This is a genomic window from Streptomyces sp. SID4985 (assembly GCF_009863025.1).
Classification (GTDB): Bacteria; Actinomycetota; Actinomycetes; order Streptomycetales; family Streptomycetaceae; genus Streptomyces.
Genome location: NZ_WWIR01000445.1, coordinates 1 through 14,056, shown reverse-complemented (window position 1 = coordinate 14,056; position 14,056 = coordinate 1). Strand labels below are relative to the sequence as shown.

At 71.2% G+C, this 14,056-nt stretch carries 18 protein-coding genes and 2 tRNA genes; 7 read left to right on the top strand and 13 right to left on the bottom strand.

All coding sequences use genetic code 11. From position 1 onward, the window contains the following. Nucleotides 1–507 (bottom strand): DAK2 domain-containing protein (locus tag GTW40_RS19705; RefSeq protein WP_161181522.1); only part of this gene is annotated, 507 nt, incomplete at its 3' end. Between the two features lie 260 nt (nt 508–767). On the opposite strand from GTW40_RS19705, the gene rpmB reads away from it, so the two are divergent. Then, nucleotides 768–953, top strand: coding sequence for a 50S ribosomal protein L28 (gene rpmB, locus GTW40_RS19700; RefSeq protein WP_009190838.1), 186 nt, complete (start codon nt 768–770; stop codon nt 951–953). Between the two features lie 222 nt (nt 954–1,175). Here the strand turns inward: rpmB and thiD are convergent, their stop codons facing one another. Further along, nucleotides 1,176–1,976, bottom strand: a complete 801-nt coding sequence (gene thiD / locus GTW40_RS19695) for a bifunctional hydroxymethylpyrimidine kinase/phosphomethylpyrimidine kinase (protein WP_161181521.1) — start codon at nt 1,974–1,976, stop codon at nt 1,176–1,178. Continuing rightward, on the bottom strand, nt 1,973–2,938 hold the full coding sequence (locus GTW40_RS19690; RefSeq protein WP_161181520.1) for a thiamine-phosphate kinase: 966 nt from the start codon (nt 2,936–2,938) through the stop codon (nt 1,973–1,975). Before GTW40_RS19690 ends, thiD begins: the two co-directional genes overlap by 4 nt. Nucleotides 2,939–3,159: 221 nt before the next feature. Between GTW40_RS19690 and GTW40_RS19685 the strand changes: the two genes are divergently transcribed. Together GTW40_RS19685 and GTW40_RS19680 are read left to right on the top strand one after the other, a co-directional pair. Next, a complete protein-coding gene (locus GTW40_RS19685; protein WP_161181519.1) occupies nt 3,160–3,393 on the top strand; it encodes an Lrp/AsnC ligand binding domain-containing protein in 234 nt (77 codons plus the stop codon). Nucleotides 3,394–3,413: 20 nt separating this feature from the next. Beyond that, nucleotides 3,414–3,932, top strand: a complete 519-nt coding sequence (locus tag GTW40_RS19680; protein ID WP_161181518.1) for a DUF3515 family protein — start codon at nt 3,414–3,416, stop codon at nt 3,930–3,932. A 7-nt stretch (nt 3,933–3,939) separates the two neighbouring features. Here GTW40_RS19680 and GTW40_RS19675 read toward each other — a convergent pair whose 3' ends face one another. The 3 genes from GTW40_RS19675 to GTW40_RS19665 all read right to left on the bottom strand — a co-directional run bounded on the left by GTW40_RS19675 (nt 3,940) and on the right by GTW40_RS19665 (nt 6,995). Then, the gene (locus GTW40_RS19675; protein WP_161181517.1) at nt 3,940–5,100 is read right to left on the bottom strand and encodes a D-alanine--D-alanine ligase family protein; all 1,161 of its coding nucleotides are present in this window, start codon (nt 5,098–5,100) and stop codon (nt 3,940–3,942) included. Nucleotides 5,101–5,172: 72 nt separating this feature from the next. Further along, nucleotides 5,173–6,183, bottom strand: a complete 1,011-nt coding sequence (locus tag GTW40_RS19670) for an NAD(P)H-dependent glycerol-3-phosphate dehydrogenase (RefSeq protein ID WP_161181516.1) — start codon at nt 6,181–6,183, stop codon at nt 5,173–5,175. Next, nucleotides 6,180–6,995 (bottom strand): lysophospholipid acyltransferase family protein, encoded by an 816-nt coding sequence (locus GTW40_RS19665; RefSeq protein WP_161181515.1) that lies wholly within the window; start codon nt 6,993–6,995, stop codon nt 6,180–6,182. Before GTW40_RS19665 ends, GTW40_RS19670 begins: the two co-directional genes overlap by 4 nt. A gap of 220 nt (nt 6,996–7,215) precedes the next feature. Here GTW40_RS19665 and cofC point away from each other — a divergent pair, with 220 nt between their 5' ends. Then, nucleotides 7,216–7,866 carry a 2-phospho-L-lactate guanylyltransferase gene (gene cofC / locus GTW40_RS19660; protein WP_161181514.1) on the top strand — a complete coding sequence of 217 codons (651 nt, stop codon included), beginning with the start codon at nt 7,216–7,218 and terminating at the stop codon, nt 7,864–7,866. 9 nt (nt 7,867–7,875) lie between these two features. After that, nucleotides 7,876–8,097: a hypothetical protein gene (locus tag GTW40_RS19655; RefSeq protein ID WP_161181513.1), complete on the top strand. Its 222-nt coding sequence runs from the start codon at nt 7,876–7,878 to the stop codon at nt 8,095–8,097. Nucleotides 8,098–8,216: 119 nt separating this feature from the next. Here the strand turns inward: GTW40_RS19655 and GTW40_RS19650 are convergent, their stop codons facing one another. The 4 genes from GTW40_RS19650 to leuC form a co-directional block, all read right to left on the bottom strand. Beyond that, nucleotides 8,217–8,840, bottom strand: a complete 624-nt coding sequence (locus GTW40_RS19650) for an HU family DNA-binding protein (protein WP_161181512.1) — start codon at nt 8,838–8,840, stop codon at nt 8,217–8,219. Nucleotides 8,841–8,979: 139 nt separating this feature from the next. After that, nucleotides 8,980–9,210 (bottom strand): hypothetical protein, encoded by a 231-nt coding sequence (locus GTW40_RS19645; RefSeq protein WP_161181511.1) that lies wholly within the window; start codon nt 9,208–9,210, stop codon nt 8,980–8,982. Between the two features lie 265 nt (nt 9,211–9,475). Then, nucleotides 9,476–10,069 (bottom strand): 3-isopropylmalate dehydratase small subunit, encoded by a 594-nt coding sequence (leuD, locus tag GTW40_RS19640; protein ID WP_161181510.1) that lies wholly within the window; start codon nt 10,067–10,069, stop codon nt 9,476–9,478. A 19-nt stretch (nt 10,070–10,088) separates the two neighbouring features. After that, entirely contained in the window at nt 10,089–11,519 is a 1,431-nt protein-coding gene (leuC, locus tag GTW40_RS19635) for a 3-isopropylmalate dehydratase large subunit (protein ID WP_161181509.1), read from the bottom strand. A gap of 195 nt (nt 11,520–11,714) precedes the next feature. Between leuC and ndgR the strand changes: the two genes are divergently transcribed. Next, on the top strand, nt 11,715–12,431 hold the full coding sequence (gene ndgR / locus GTW40_RS19630; RefSeq protein ID WP_161181508.1) for an IclR family transcriptional regulator NdgR: 717 nt from the start codon (nt 11,715–11,717) through the stop codon (nt 12,429–12,431). 86 nt (nt 12,432–12,517) lie between these two features. Here the strand turns inward: ndgR and GTW40_RS19625 are convergent, their stop codons facing one another. Beyond that, nucleotides 12,518–13,018: a DUF4188 domain-containing protein gene (locus tag GTW40_RS19625; protein WP_202486136.1), complete on the bottom strand. Its 501-nt coding sequence runs from the start codon at nt 13,016–13,018 to the stop codon at nt 12,518–12,520. Between the two features lie 145 nt (nt 13,019–13,163). Here GTW40_RS19625 and GTW40_RS19620 point away from each other — a divergent pair, with 145 nt between their 5' ends. After that, complete coding sequence (locus tag GTW40_RS19620; RefSeq protein ID WP_161181507.1) at nt 13,164–13,808, top strand: MerR family transcriptional regulator; 645 nt, start codon at nt 13,164–13,166, stop codon at nt 13,806–13,808. A gap of 79 nt (nt 13,809–13,887) precedes the next feature. Here GTW40_RS19620 and GTW40_RS19615 read toward each other — a convergent pair. Further along, nucleotides 13,888–13,960: transfer RNA gene (locus GTW40_RS19615), tRNA-Glu, on the bottom strand. A 29-nt stretch (nt 13,961–13,989) separates the two neighbouring features. After that, nucleotides 13,990–14,056, bottom strand: a tRNA-Gln gene (locus tag GTW40_RS19610).

The window sequence follows — 14,056 nt, the reverse complement described above, 5'->3', positions numbered from 1 at the left end:
GACGGCCCCGCAGTCGTCCCCGGCCCGCTGGGCGGCGTCGGCGGCCGCCGAGGCGACCGTCAGCACCGTGCCCTCGACCGGGTGGGCCACCGCCTCATGGGCCGAGTCGGCGGCGTGCCGCAGAGCCAGCAGCAGCCGGGCACCGTCGATGCGGGCGGTGTCGCCGTCACTCTCCGCGAGCACCTGGGACATCCCGCGCAGCAGCTGCGCCAGGATCGTCCCGGAGTTGCCGCGCGCCCCGATGAGCGCGCCGTGGGCCATCGCGCGCACGGCGTCGGCGAGCGAGGGGCGCCCGGTGCCGGTCTCGTACCCGGCGAAGACCGCCTCCACGGCGGCGGCGGCCGACTCCATGGTCAGGTAGAGGTTGGTGCCGGTGTCCCCGTCGGCGACGGGGTAGACGTTGATCGCGTCGATCTCCTCGCGCGCGCGTCCGAGCGCCCGCAGCGCCCCACCGCACCAGGTGCGCACCGCGAGAGCATCGAGGAATGTCAGCGGCACCTGCGCCACCTGCGCCTCCCTGACTGGCCGACCGTGGGTCGCAGCGTAGACCCCGCGCCGGGGTGTCCTGGATCAAGGCCGGGAGCGGGCCTCCCCCGGGACCGTGGTAGTTTCGTTGTACGGAAGCAGCCGATGTATGCTGCTTCGGTTGCCCGATCCCGATCGGGCCATTCCCCCTGGCAACGCCACTCAAGATCTCGGACCTCCGGGTCTCGATCCCGGCCTGCCGGGATCATCCGTAAGTGCATCTGAAGTCTTTGGAGTGACCCGTGGCTGCCAACTGCGACGTCTGCGGCAAGGGGCCGGGCTTCGGCAACAACATCTCGTTTTCGCACCGCCGTACGTCCCGTCGCTGGAACCCGAACATCCAGCGCGTCCGTACCGTGGTCGGCGGGACGCCGAAGCGCGTGAACGCTTGCACCTCGTGCATCAAGGCCGGCAAGGTCTCGCGCTGACGATTTTTCCCCACGCTCTCACGAGCAGGGGTACCCCATCATCGCGCGACCCTGGTCGGTTGCCGCGTCGAGCCGGTCCACCTTCGGGTGGGTCGGCTCTTCGCTTTGCCCGAGTGCTGCCCGAGCGCTGTCCCAGCGGTGTCCGGGCGTTGCCCCAGCAGCGTCCGAGCAACGCCCGTACGGCCGTTCAAGGCCCGGAGCCCTTGCGGCCCCGGGCCCTTGTCAGTTCCGGAAGCGCCAGCCGTGGTCGACCGGCCCGATGCCCGCGCCCAGCGCGAACCCGGCCTCGATCGCCCCGGTGACGTAGTCCTTGGCCGCGATGGCGGCGTCCGGCACCGAGAGCCCCTTGGCCAGCCCGGAGGCGAGGGCGGAGGCGAGCGTGCAACCCGTGCCGTGGGTGTGCCGGTTGTCGTGACGTGGAGCACGCAGCCAGTACTCCTCGGAGCCGTCCGTGAGCAGATCCACGGCGTCCCCGGCCAGATGACCGCCCTTGATCAGCGCCCAGCGCGGCCCGAACTCCAGCACCGCGTCGGCCGCCCGGCGCAGATCGCCCTCCGACTCGGCCCGGATTCCTGTGAGTTGCGCCACTTCGTCCAGGTTCGGGGTGGCCACGGTGGCCACCGGGAGCAACCGCTTACGCACGGAGTCCAGGGCGGAGGCGGCCAGCAGCGGGTCGCCGTGCTTGGAGACGCCCACCGGGTCCACCACGGCGGGCGCGTCCGTGCCGGAGATCAACTCCGCGACCGCCTCGACCAGTTCCGCCGAGGCCAGCATCCCGGTCTTCACGGCCTGGACACCGATGTCGTCGACCACGCTGCGGTACTGCGCCCGCACCGCCTCCACCGGCAGTTCCCAGGCGCCCTGCACGCCGAGCGAGTTCTGTGCCGTCACGGCCGTGATCACGCTCATGCCGTGCACGCCGAGCGCCAGCATCGTCTTCAGGTCGGCCTGGATCCCGGCGCCTCCGCCGGAGTCCGAGCCCGCGACGGTCAGCACGCGCGGCGGAACCCGGGACCCGCTCACGACTCCACGTCTCCGAAGTGGTCCCAGCCGCCCTTGTTCGTCCAGGGCGCCCCGTCCACGGTCACCTGGGGCAGCGCCGAGGGGTTGAGAACCTCGCCGATGATCTTCCAGCGGGCGGGCAGCTTGGCGTCCGGCGGGAAGGTGGCCACGATCGCGTGGTCCTCTCCCCCGGTCAGCACCCACTGGAGCGGGTCCACACCGACGGCCTGACCGATGTCGTTCATCTGGGTCGGGATGTCGATCGCGCCGGAGCGGATGTCGATACGGACCTTGCTGGCCTCGGCGATGTGCCCGAGGTCCGCGATCAGTCCGTCGCTCACGTCGCACATCGCGGTCGCGCCGAGCGCGGCGGCGGCCGGACCCGCGTGGTACGGCGGCTCGGGGCGCCGGTGCGCCTCCACGAACGCGCGCGGCGAGCGGAAGCCCCGGGAGAGCACCGCGAACCCGGCGGCGGACCAGCCGAGCCAGCCGGTGACGGCCACCAGGTCGCCGGGCTGCGCGCCCGCGCGGGTGACCGGCTCCTGGTTGCGCAGATCGCCGAGCGCGGTGATCGACACCATGATCGTGTCCCCGCGTACGACGTCCCCGCCGACCACGGAGGCCCCGGCGACCCGGCACTCGTCGCGCAGGCCGTCCATCAGTTCGCTGGGCCAGGTGACCGGCAGTTCGGCCGGGACGACCAGGCCGAGCAGCAGCGCGGTCGGTACGGCGCCCATCGCGGCGATGTCCGCCAGGTTCTGCGCGGCGGCCTTGCGGCCCACGTCGTAGGCCGTGGACCAGTCGCGGCGGAAGTGCCGGCCCTCCAGCAGGATGTCGGTGCTCGCCACCACCCGGCGGTCCGGAGCGGCGACCACCGCGGCGTCGTCACCGGGGCCGACCCGGACCGCCGGGGTGGTGGTGAGGCGGGAGGTCAGCTCCCGGATGAGCCCGAACTCACCTAGCTCACCCACTGTGCCCTTCATGCCGTCAAGCCCCTTCTCTGCCTGTCCGTGCCCGGTCGCGTCTTCAGTGTCCCCGATACGGCCCGGGCGGCCCTCCCGGGGACACCGGCCGTCAACTTTCGTCCCGCTCGCACCCCGGCACGCGGACCCGGTCGCGGAGGTCTCCCCGCGGGGACCGGCGACGCGATACCGTGGCGTTCCTTTCCCCCACATGATCCTCGTGGCCGCACCCTGGAGGTTCCGTGGTACAGGCGTACATCCTGATCCAGACGGAGGTCGGCAAGGCGTCGACCGTCGCCGAGACGATCGGCAAGATTCCCGGAGTGATCCGGGCCGAGGACGTCACCGGGCCCTACGACGTCATCGTGCGCGCACAGGCCGACACCGTCGACGAACTGGGTCGGATGGTGGTCGCGAAGGTCCAGCAAGTGGACGGCATCACGCGCACCCTGACCTGCCCCGTCGTCCATCTGTAGCCCCCGTCTACCCTTGGCCGGTGAACTTCTTCCGCCACCGGCCCCTCGGCCTGCTCGCGCCCGCGCTGCTGATCGCGGTCGCGGGCTGCTCCCCGGCGCACGACGGCGGTTCGGTCGAGGCTCCCCGCCCCGACGCGAGGACCGCCCCCCTGTGCCGGAAGCTGCACGAGGTGCTGCCCGGGGAGGTGGACGGCAAGCGCCGCAGCGACCCCGGTCCCCGGTCCGTGTACACGGCGGGCTGGGGAGGCTCGGCGATCATACTGCGCTGCGGGGTGGTCCGGCCGCCGAAGATGATCGACCCGAAGGTGGCCCAGGGAAACGACCCCGACGCGATCGCGGGCGGGGTCGACGGCGTGGACTGGCTCATGGAGAAGGAGGGCGACGGCGTCTGGCGTTTCACCACGGCCAACCGACTGGCCTATGTGGAAATGACCCTGCGCGGCCTGACGGGCCCGGACGACGCCACCCCGGCGCTCGTCGCCCTGGCCCCCACCGTGAAGAAGGCGATCCCCGAGGGGATCGCCTCCATGCGGTCGTAGCTCCGGGCTAACGCAGCCCGGTGGAACGCCGCAGCGCCGCCTGGATCAGCCGGTCCACCAGCTCCGGGTAGGAGATGCCGGAGGCCTCCCACATCTTGGGGTACATCGAGATCGGCGTGAAGCCGGGCAGCGTGTTGATCTCGTTGATGACGAACTCGCCCTCGTCGGTGAGGAAGAAGTCCGCGCGGACCAGGCCCTCACAGGCGGCCGCGTCGAACGCCTCCACCGCGAGCCGCTGCACCTCGGCGGTCTCCTCGTCGGTGAGCGGGGCCGGGACGACACCGGGCGTGGAGTCGATGTACTTGGCGTCGAAGTCGTAGTACGCGTGCGCGCTCGGCGGCGGGATCTCGGCCGGTACGGAGGCGCGCGGGCCGTCCTCGAACTCCAGGACACCGCACTCGATCTCGCGGCCGCTCAGCGCGGCCTCCACGATGATCTTCGGGTCGTGCCGCTGGGCCTCCGCGATCGCCTCGTCCAGACCGGCCAGGCCGTCGACCTTGGTGATGCCGATGGAGGAACCCGCGCGGGCGGGCTTCACGAAGAGCGGCCAGCCGTGCTCGCCCGCGAAGTCCACGATCTTCTTGCGGGCGGCGGACTCGTCCCGCTCCCACTCGCGGGGCCGGATCACCACGTACGGGCCGACCTTGAGCCCGAAGGAGGTGAACACCCGCTTCATGTACTCCTTGTCCTGGCCGACGGCCGAGGCGAGCACACCGCAGCCGACGTACGGCACACCGGACAGCTCCAGGAGACCCTGCAGGGTGCCGTCCTCGCCGTAGGGGCCGTGCAGCACCGGGAAGACCACGTCGACCTCGCCGAGCGCCTTCGGCACCGCGCCGGGCTCGCTGTAGACGACCTCGCGGTTCGCGGGGTCGACGGGGAGCACCACACCGCCCTCGCCGGACTCGGCCACGTCCGCGACCTCGGGGGTACGCCGGTCGGCGATGGCCATGCGCTCCGGCTCGTCGGCCGTCAGCACCCAGCGGCCGTCCCGGGTGATGCCGATGGGCAGGACGTCGTACTTGGTCCGGTCGACGGCACCGAGGACGGCGCCGGCGGTGACCGTGGAGATCCCGTGTTCGGAGCTGCGGCCGCCGAAGACGACGGCCACACGCGGCTTGCGCGACTGCTGCGACTCGGGGCTCTGGGGGAGGTTCTCGGTGCTCATATCGCGATGAGCGTACCCGTTAGTACCCCATGGCGACAGCGCTGACCGGGGCGTCTTCGGGTGCCGCGTCGCTCAGTGTCGCTCCGGCTTCGCGCTGCGCGACATCAGCTCCTTGAGGGCGACCACCGGCGGCTTGCCCTCGTGCACGATGTCCACCACCGTCTCGGTGATGGGCATCTCCACACCGTGCCTGCGCGCCAGATCCAGCACGGACTCACAGGACTTGACGCCCTCGGCGGTCTGACTGGTGACCGCGATGGTCTCCTGGAGCGTCATGCCCTTGCCGAGGTTGGTGCCGAAGGTGTGGTTGCGCGACAGCGGCGAGGAGCAGGTGGCCACCAGGTCCCCGAGCCCGGCGAGTCCGGAGAAGGTGAGCGGGTCGGCGCCGATCGCCATGCCGAGCCGGGTGGTCTCGGCGAGGCCGCGCGTGATGAGCGAGCCCTTGGCGTTGTCGCCGAGGCCCATGCCGTCGGCGATGCCGACCGCGAGCCCGATCACGTTCTTGACCGCGCCGCCGAGTTCGCAGCCGATCACGTCGGTGTTGGTGTACGGCCGGAAGTACGGCGTGTGGCAGGCCGCCTGGAGCCGCCGGGCCACGGACTCGTCGGTGCAGGCGACCACGGCGGCGGCCGGCATCCGCGCGGCCACCTCACGGGCAAGGTTGGGTCCGGTGACGACCGCGACGCGCTCGGCCGGGATCTTCGCGACGTCCTCGACGACCTCGCTCATCCGCATGGCGGAGCCGAGTTCGACGCCCTTCATCAGGGAGACGACGACGGTGTGCGGGGCGAGCAGCGGGGCCCACTCGGCGAGGTTGGCGCGCAGCGTCTGGGAGGGGATCGTCAGGACGGTGAAGTCCGCGTCCCGCAGGGCCTCGGCGGCGTCCGAGGTGGCGCGCAGGTTCTCGGGGAGTTCGACGCCGGGGAGGTAGTCGGGGTTGGTGCGCGTGGAGTTGACCACCTCGGCGACCTCGGGGCGGCGGGCCCACAGGGTCACCTCGCAGCCCGCGTCGGCGAGCACCATCGCGAAGGCGGTGCCCCACGAGCCGGTGCCCATGACGGCGGCGCGGACGGGCTTGCTCACTTGCCGCTCCCCCCTTCGGTACCGGCGGTCTCGGCGGTGGGAGCGGGCTCCTTCACGGCCGGCGTCCCGATGGCGGACTGGGCACGGGTCCTGCGGCGCTGCTCGATCCGCTCGCGGCGCGGGTCGTAGGGCGTGGCGGGCGCCTTCTCGCCGCGGATCTCCTCCAGCTGGCGGGTGACGGCGGCCATGATGACCTCGGTCGCCTCCTTGAGCAGCTCGGCGGTCATCTCCCGGTCGTAGAACCGGGAGAGGTCGACGGGCGGCCCGGCCAGGACGTGATGGGTCTTGCGCGGGAAGAGATGCGGCTTCTTCGCGTAGGGAGGCAGGAGTTCGTTGCAGCCCCACTGCGCGACGGGCACGACCGGGCACTTGGTCTGCAGGGCGACGCGGGCCGCACCGGTCTTGGCGGTCATGGGCCAGCCGTCGGGGTCGCGGGTGAGGGTGCCCTCGGGGTAGAAGGCGACGCACTCGCCGCGCTCCACGGCGTCGATCGCGGCCCGGAAAGCGCTCAGCGCGTCGGTGCTCTCGCGGTATACGGGGATCTGTCCGGTGCCGCGCATCGCGGCTCCGACGAATCCCTTCTTGAAAAGGCCGCTCTTCGCGAGGAATCGCGGAACCCGGCCGGTGTTGTACTGATAGTGCGCGTACGCGAAGGGGTCGACGTGTGAATTGTGGTTCACCGCGGTGATAAATCCGCCCTCGGCCGGAATGTGCTCCATTCCGCGCCAGTCGCGCTTGATCAGAACCGCCAGCGGCGGTTTGCAGATCACCGCGGCGAAGCGGTACCAGAAGCCGATTCTGCGGCGGGACACGCGGACACCTTCCTCCAGGGCCTCTGAGGGCCGTCATCTCGGCCGGTGGTCGCACAAGTTTCACTTGAGGCCGCCGGTCTGTCGAGAACACCGTACGCCCGCACGTCAGTACGCACCGCCCCCGGACGGGGCTTCACAGCATTACCCCAAAACCGGCCGGACGGAAGACGCCGGGGCCCGCGGGTGACAATGATCGCGACGAGAGAGGGACGGTACGCCGGTGCAGTGGACCTTGGTGATCCCCCTGAAACCCTTGGCACAGGCCAAGAGCAGGCTCGCGGCCACCGTCCCCGACGGGGTGCGCTCCGGTCTGGTTCTGGCGTTCGCGCGGGACACGGTGGCGGCGGTGCTGGCGTGTGCGGGAGTGAAGGGTGTGGCGGTCGTCACGAACGACGTGGTGGCCGGCCGGGAACTCGCAGCGCTGGGGGCGCGGATCGTCCCGGACGCGCCGGGGGGCGGTCTGAACGCCGCGCTGGCGCACGGTGCGGCCGCCGTACGCGCCGCGGCGCCCGACGCCGCCGTCGCCGCGCTCAACGCCGATCTGCCCGCGCTGCGCCCCGTGGAGCTGGCCCGGGTGCTGGAGGCGGCCGCCGCGTTCCCGCGCGCGTTCCTCGCGGACGCGGCCGGAATCGGCACCACCCTGCTCACGGCGACGCCCGGCCACGCCCTGGAGCCCGCCTTCGGCGGCGCCTCCCGCGACCGGCACCGCGCCTCGGGAGCGGTGGAACTGCTGCTCGCGGACGTGGACTCGGTACGGCAGGACGTGGACACCGGCGAGGATCTGCGGGCGGCGCTGGCGCTCGGGGTGGGCCCGTACACGGCCGCGTCGGCGGCCCTGCGGCCCTCGGCGGTGCCCGCGCCCGGACAGTAGGCTGCCGTCATGCAGGCGACCGCTTACACGTACGACCCCGAAACCCGCAGCGGCCAGGTGCTGCTGGACGACGGCACACCGCTGCCCTTCGACGCGGCGGCCTTCGACGCGGGCGGGCTGCGGCTGCTGCGGCCCGGTCAGCGGGTGCGGATCGAGACCGCGACGGCCGAGGGCGCCGAAGGGGCGCCCGGGGAGCGCCGGATCACCCTGGTGACGCTCCAGACGTTCTGAATTTCCCTGGACGTTCCGCGTTCCCCTGTGGACACACCGCGGGCCGGACTCCCGGTGGGAGTCCGGCCCGGCGTGTTGAGCGCCCTCGGGTGTCCTTGCCTGCCCGGCGGAGCCGATGCCTAGCGGGCGGTGGCCTTCTTGACGGCGGTCTTGCGCGCCGTCGACTTCTTGGCGGGCGCCTTCTTCGCGGTGACCTTCTTCGCCGGGGCCTTCTTGGCGGCGGTCTTCTTCGCCGTGGCGGTCTTGGCGGTCGCCGTGGCCTTCTTGGCGGGCGCCTTCTTCGCCGTGGCCTTCTTCGCGGCGGCCGTCGTCTTGGCCGGGGCCGCCTTCTTGGCGGTGGCCTTCTTCGCGGCGGCGGCCTTGGTGGTCTTCTTCGCCGCGGCCTTCTTCACCGTCGCGGAAGCACCGCCGCTGAGGCTGCCCTTGGGCGCCTTCTTCACGGCGACCTCGCCACCGCGCGGCAGCTTCTTCGAACCGCTCACCAGATCCTTGAAACCCTGACCGGCGCGGAAGCGCGGCACGGAGGTCTTCTTCACCCGGACCCGCTCGCCGGTCTGCGGGTTACGGGCGTAGCGGGCGGGGCGGTCCACCTTCTCGAAGGACCCGAAGCCGGTGACCGAGACCCGGTCGCCCGCGACGACGGCGCGGACGATGGCGTCCAGGACCGCGTCGACAGCATCGGCGGCCTGCTGGCGGCCCCCCACCTTGTCGGCAATCGCTTCTACGAGCTGCGCCTTGTTCACGTCTTCCCCTTCGGAGACATCGCCAGAACGAAAGTGTTCAAGCTTTTTCGCACGTTAGGCAGATATATACCGCAAATCAAACACGAAACGGGCTTCTCACCCTTGTGCCGCAACGGAATCGGCGTTTTCTCCGGAGAGTTCAGTTGTCCTCTTCGGGCACTCGGCCCGCGTCGAGGTCTTCGGTGAACCGCTCCAGCCGCCTTGCCGCACCGGCGAGATCGTGTTTGGCCATGGCCGTGATGACCAGCAGCTTCCGGGTCAGCGCCATCCGTACGCCCTCCGGGACTTGCAGTGCACGCACAGTTGTGTGCGCTTCCTTGAGCCGGTCCGCGACCGCCGCATAGAGCTCGAGTTGGCCGTCGCGTTCCATGCACAGATTGTGCCATCTGGGGCGAGTTGTCGCCTGCGCAGGGGGCAACTGCCGCCTCCGCGCGCCGCGCGAGGGCCCTTCGCGGACCCGGTTCCGACGGGCTTCCTGACCTGCAACTACGCGCATATGAAAGGGAGTTGGCGGAGCGCCGCGACCGTCCCGCGGGCGTCAGGAGCCGGACATGGCTGTACCCCCAATCGTGGTGATCGGGGGTACAGAGGGGCCGTTGAGGTGGCCGAAACCTGTCTTGCCGGACGGCTCCGGATCAGCCCCGCAGCGTCCGGGGCTTGAAGACGGGACGCTCCGCCTCGTAGGCGGCGATGTCGTCCTCGTCGCGCAGGGTGAGGGAGATGTCGTCCAGGCCGTTCAGCAGCCGCCAGCGGGAGTTCTCGTCCAGCTCGAAGGAGGCGGTGACGCCCTCGGCGCGCACTTCGCGGGCTTCGAGGTCGACGGTGATCTCGGTCTCGGGGGCGCTCTCGGTGAGCTCCCACAGCGCGTCCACGACCTTCTGGTCGAGCACCACCGTGAGCAGGCCGTTCTTCAGCGAGTTGCCCCGGAAGATGTCGGCGAAGCGGGCGGAGATCACGGTCTTGAAGCCGTAGTTCTGCAGCGCCCAGACCGCGTGCTCGCGGGAGGAGCCGGTGCCGAAGTCGGGACCGGCGACCAGAACCGTGGCGCCCTGCCGCTCGGGGCGGTTGAGGACGAAGGAGGGGTCCTTGCGCCACGCCTCGAAGAGGCCGTCCTCGAAGCCGTCGCGGGTGACCTTCTTGAGCCAGTGCGCCGGGATGATCTGGTCGGTGTCGACGTTGCTCCGGCGCAGCGGTACGGCCCGGCCGGTGTGGGTGGTGAAGGCTTCCATGGTGTTCGGGCTCCGGTTCTCAGACTCCGGCGCCGGCGGGCGCGGTGGCGTCGGACAGGTCGGCGGGCGAGGCCAGATGGCCGAGGACGGCGGTGGCGGCGGCGACCTGCGGCGAGACCAGGTGCGTACGGCCGCCCTTGCCCTGCCTGCCCTCGAAGTTGCGGTTGGAGGTGGACGCGGAACGCTCGCCCGGGGCCAGCTGGTCGGGGTTCATGCCGAGACACATCGAGCAGCCCGCGTACCGCCATTCGGCACCGGCCTCCTTGAAGACCACGTCCAGCCCCTCGGAGACGGCCTGGAGACCGACCCGCGCGGAGCCGGGGACGACCAGCATCCGTACGCCGTCGGCGACTTTGCGGCCTTCCAGGATCTCGGCGACCGAGCGCAGGTCCTCGATGCGGCCGTTGGTGCAGGAGCCTACGAAGACGGTGTCGACGCGGATGTCGCGCAGCGGCTGTCCGGCCGCCAACCCCATGTATTCCAGGGCCCGTTCGGCGGCGTGCCGCTCCGAAGCGTCTTCGTACGAAGCCGGGTCGGGGACGTGTGCCGAAAGGGGCGCTCCCTGGCCGGGGTTGGTGCCCCAGGTGACGAACGGGGAGAGTTCCGCGGCGTCGATGACGACCTCGGCGTCGAAGACCGCGTCGTCGTCGGTGCGCAGGGTCTTCCAGTACTCCACCGCCGCGTCCCAGTCGGCGCCCTCGGGGGCGTGGGCGCGGCCCTTCAGATAGGCGAAGGTGGTCTCGTCCGGGGCGATCATGCCCGCGCGGGCGCCCGCCTCGATGGACATGTTGCAGATGGTCATCCGCGCCTCCATCGAGAGCTTCTCGATGGCCGGGCCCCGGTATTCCAGGACGTAGCCCTGGCCGCCGCCGGTGCCGATGCGGGCGATGATCGCGAGGATCAGGTCCTTGGCCGTGACGCCGTCGGGCAGTTCGCCCTCGACGGTGATGGCCATGGTCTTCGGGCGGGCCATCGGCAGCGTCTGGGTGGCCAGTACGTGCTCGACCTGGGAGGTGCCGATGCCGAACGCGAGCGCGCCGAACGCGCCGTGCGTGGAGGTGTGGGAGTCGCCGCAGACGACGGTGGTGCCGGGCTGGGTCAGGCCCAGCTGCGGTCCCACGACGTGGACGACGCCCTGCTCGACGTCGCCCAGCGGGTGCAGCCGGACGCCGAACTCCGCGCAGTTCTTGCGCAGCGTCTCCAGCTGGGCCCGGGAGACCGGGTCGGCGATGGGCTTGTCGATGTCGAGGGTCGGGGTGTTGTGGTCCTCGGTCGCGATGGTGAGGTCGAGACGGCGCACCCGGCGGCCGTCCTTGCGCAGTCCGTCGAAGGCCTGCGGGCTGGTCACCTCGTGCAGCAGGTGCAGATCGATGTAGAGGAGGTCGGGCTCGCCCTCGGCGCGCCGGACGACGTGGTCGTCCCAGACCTTCTCCGCGAGTGTCCTACCCATCGCTTTCCCTCCGGCCGGCCACGGTCCCGCCGACACATCTAGATCCTGAGGAAGCGACGCCCGCCCCGTGATCTCTCGGGCATACGGGCGTCCGGCACCGGGCCCGCCGTGCGCGGGCTCCGTGTGCTTCAAGGGTGGCGCGTTCCGGAGAAAATTGAACTTGCGTTTCACAGAGTGAGACGGGAGTATCGTTTCATGGACAACAGTAGCGGCGTCGGCGTTCTGGACAAGGCGGCCCTTGTCCTGAGCGCCCTGGAGTCCGGTCCGGCCACCCTCGCGGGTCTGGTCGGGGCCACCGGACTGGCACGGCCAACGGCCCACCGGCTGGCCGTGGCCCTGGAACATCACCGGCTGGTGGCGCGGGACATGCAGGGCCGGTTCATCCTCGGCCCGCGCCTCTCGGAACTGGCCGCGGCGGCCGGTGAGGACCGCCTCCTGGCGACGGCGGGCCCGGTGCTCACGCATCTGCGGGACGTGACGGGCGAGAGCGCGCAGCTCTACCGGCGCCAGGGCGACATGCGGATCTGTGTGGCGGCCGCCGAGCGGCTGTCCGGACTGCGGGACACGGTGCCGGTGGGCTCGACGCTCACGATGAAGGCCGGTTCCTCGGCACAGATCCTGATGGCCTGGGAGGAGCCGGAGCGGCTGCACCGCGGCCTCCAGGGCGCCCGCTTCACGGCGACGGCCCTGTCGGGCGTACGGCGGCGCGGCTGGGCCCAGTCCATCGGTGAGCGGGAGCCGGGCGTGGCCTCGGTGTCGGCGCCGGTGCGGGGCCCCTCCAACCGTGTAGTGGCCGCCGTCTCGGTCTCCGGACCGATCGAGCGCCTGACGCGCCACCCCGGCCGTATGCACGCCCAGGCGGTCATCGACGCCGCCGCCCGCCTCTCGGAGGCGCTGCGGCGCGCGGGCTGACCGCTCTCCTCCACCTTCTCCACCGGATCCGGTACGGGGAGGCCCGCCTCAACGCCGCGGCAGGCTCTCCCCGCACCGGACACCGCTCACAGCGCCGTCGGCTCCCGCTTCAGACCGAGCCGCTCGGCCGCACGCTCGCCCCGCCGCCCCACCGGCACGACACCCGTGGCCGCGCCCAGCCCGAAGGCGGGCATGTTCACGTACACGGACTCGTAGGATCCGGCCGGCACGACGTACGTCTCGTGCCAAATGCCGACCTTGCCCCTCCCCTGCCGCAGCCGCCGGTTGAACTCGCCCCACGCGGGCCGGTGTTCCTTGTCCGGCGCCGACGCGTAGGCGAGCAGCTTCTCCTTGGACTCCCAGTACTGCACGACGTACACCACCCGCGGAAAGCCCAGCAGGGCCTGGTATCCCAGCAGTCCGTTGGCCTTCTCTCGCGCCAGCTCTTTGATCATCGGCCGCATCGCGCGTGCCGCGGGCACCCAACTCCGCAGCGCGGTGAAGCTGTTGATCCGCAGCCCGATGAGGAAGACGACGATCTCGTCCTCCGCCGCGGCGGTCACACGCCCCTCGATCGGCTCGCTCATGACGTCCCCCACTCCCTGTCGGCGTCTCGTCTGTCCTTCGCCTGTTCTTCCTGCCGCGCACGCTTTGGATAGCTGAACTATCCATGCTTGGATAGTGGCACTCTCCAATGGAAGACGCAAGAGGAAGCACGAGGGCGAGGCGGATATGCGACTGGCGGAGCTGAGCGAGCGCAGCGGGGTCTCCACGGCCACGATCAAGTACTACCTGCGCGAGGGGCTGCTCCCGGCCGGACGCCGGGTCACGGCGACCCAGGCCGAGTACGACGAGGAGCATCTGCGCCGACTGCGTCTGGTGCGGGCACTCATCCAGGTGGGCGGCATCACCGTGTCCTCGGCCCGCGAGGTGCTCGCCACGCTCCAGGACGAGGGTCTCGACCACAACGAGCGCCTGGGCACCGCCGTCTGGGCGCTCCCCCACGGCCCCGCACCCGCCGCGGACGACCCGGTGGCGGACGAGGCGGCGCGGCGCGCCGGTGAACTGGTGCGCCGACTCGGCTGGGGCCACGGCGAAGACCTCGCCGAGGCACCCGCCTACGGGATGCTGGTGGGCGCGATCGCGGCGCTCACCCGGCTCGGATACCCGTGCGCCGTCGAGGACTTGGAGCCGTACGGCCGGGCGATGGGCGACATCGCCGGTTCCGATCTGGACCTGGTGGAGCGCTACGGCGGCTCGGCGGACGAGCAGGTGGAGGCGGCGGTGGCGCTCACCGTGCTGTACGAGCCGGTGCTGCTGAGCCTGCGGCGGCTGGCCGAGGCGGAGGAGTCACGGCGCCGGTTCACGGGGAAGTGAGGGCGTCCGCGGGGCCCTCCCCGTGGGCCTTCGTACACGCCGAAGGCCCCCCACCGAAGTGGAGGGCCTTCGAACTGCGTACCCCCGACCGGATTCGAACCGGCGCTACCGCCTTGAGAGGGCGGCGTGCTAGGCCGCTACACAACGGGGGCCTGGACACTGCGTTTCCGCAGGTCCGAGCTGGTCTACCTGGACTCGAACCAAGACTAACTGAACCAGAATCAGTCGTGCTGCCAATTACACCATAG

Bases quoted from the DNA above. Each gene is read 5' to 3' on its own strand.
- GTW40_RS19690 (WP_161181520.1), bottom strand. From the start codon at position 2,938: ATGAAGGGCACAGTGGGTGAGCTAGGTGAGTTCGGGCTCATCCGGGAG.
- GTW40_RS19675 (WP_161181517.1), bottom strand. From the start codon at position 5,100: ATGAGCACCGAGAACCTCCCCCAGAGCCCCGAGTCGCAGCAGTCGCGC.
- GTW40_RS19655 (WP_161181513.1), top strand. From the start codon at position 7,876: ATGCAGGCGACCGCTTACACGTACGACCCCGAAACCCGCAGCGGCCAG.
- GTW40_RS19645 (WP_161181511.1), bottom strand. From the start codon at position 9,210: ATGGAACGCGACGGCCAACTCGAGCTCTATGCGGCGGTCGCGGACCGG.
- leuD (WP_161181510.1), bottom strand. From the start codon at position 10,069: ATGGAAGCCTTCACCACCCACACCGGCCGGGCCGTACCGCTGCGCCGG.
- leuC (WP_161181509.1), bottom strand. From the start codon at position 11,519: ATGGGTAGGACACTCGCGGAGAAGGTCTGGGACGACCACGTCGTCCGG.
- ndgR (WP_161181508.1), top strand. From the start codon at position 11,715: ATGGACAACAGTAGCGGCGTCGGCGTTCTGGACAAGGCGGCCCTTGTC.
- GTW40_RS19625 (WP_202486136.1), bottom strand. From the start codon at position 13,018: ATGAGCGAGCCGATCGAGGGGCGTGTGACCGCCGCGGCGGAGGACGAG.
- GTW40_RS19620 (WP_161181507.1), top strand. From the start codon at position 13,164: ATGCGACTGGCGGAGCTGAGCGAGCGCAGCGGGGTCTCCACGGCCACG.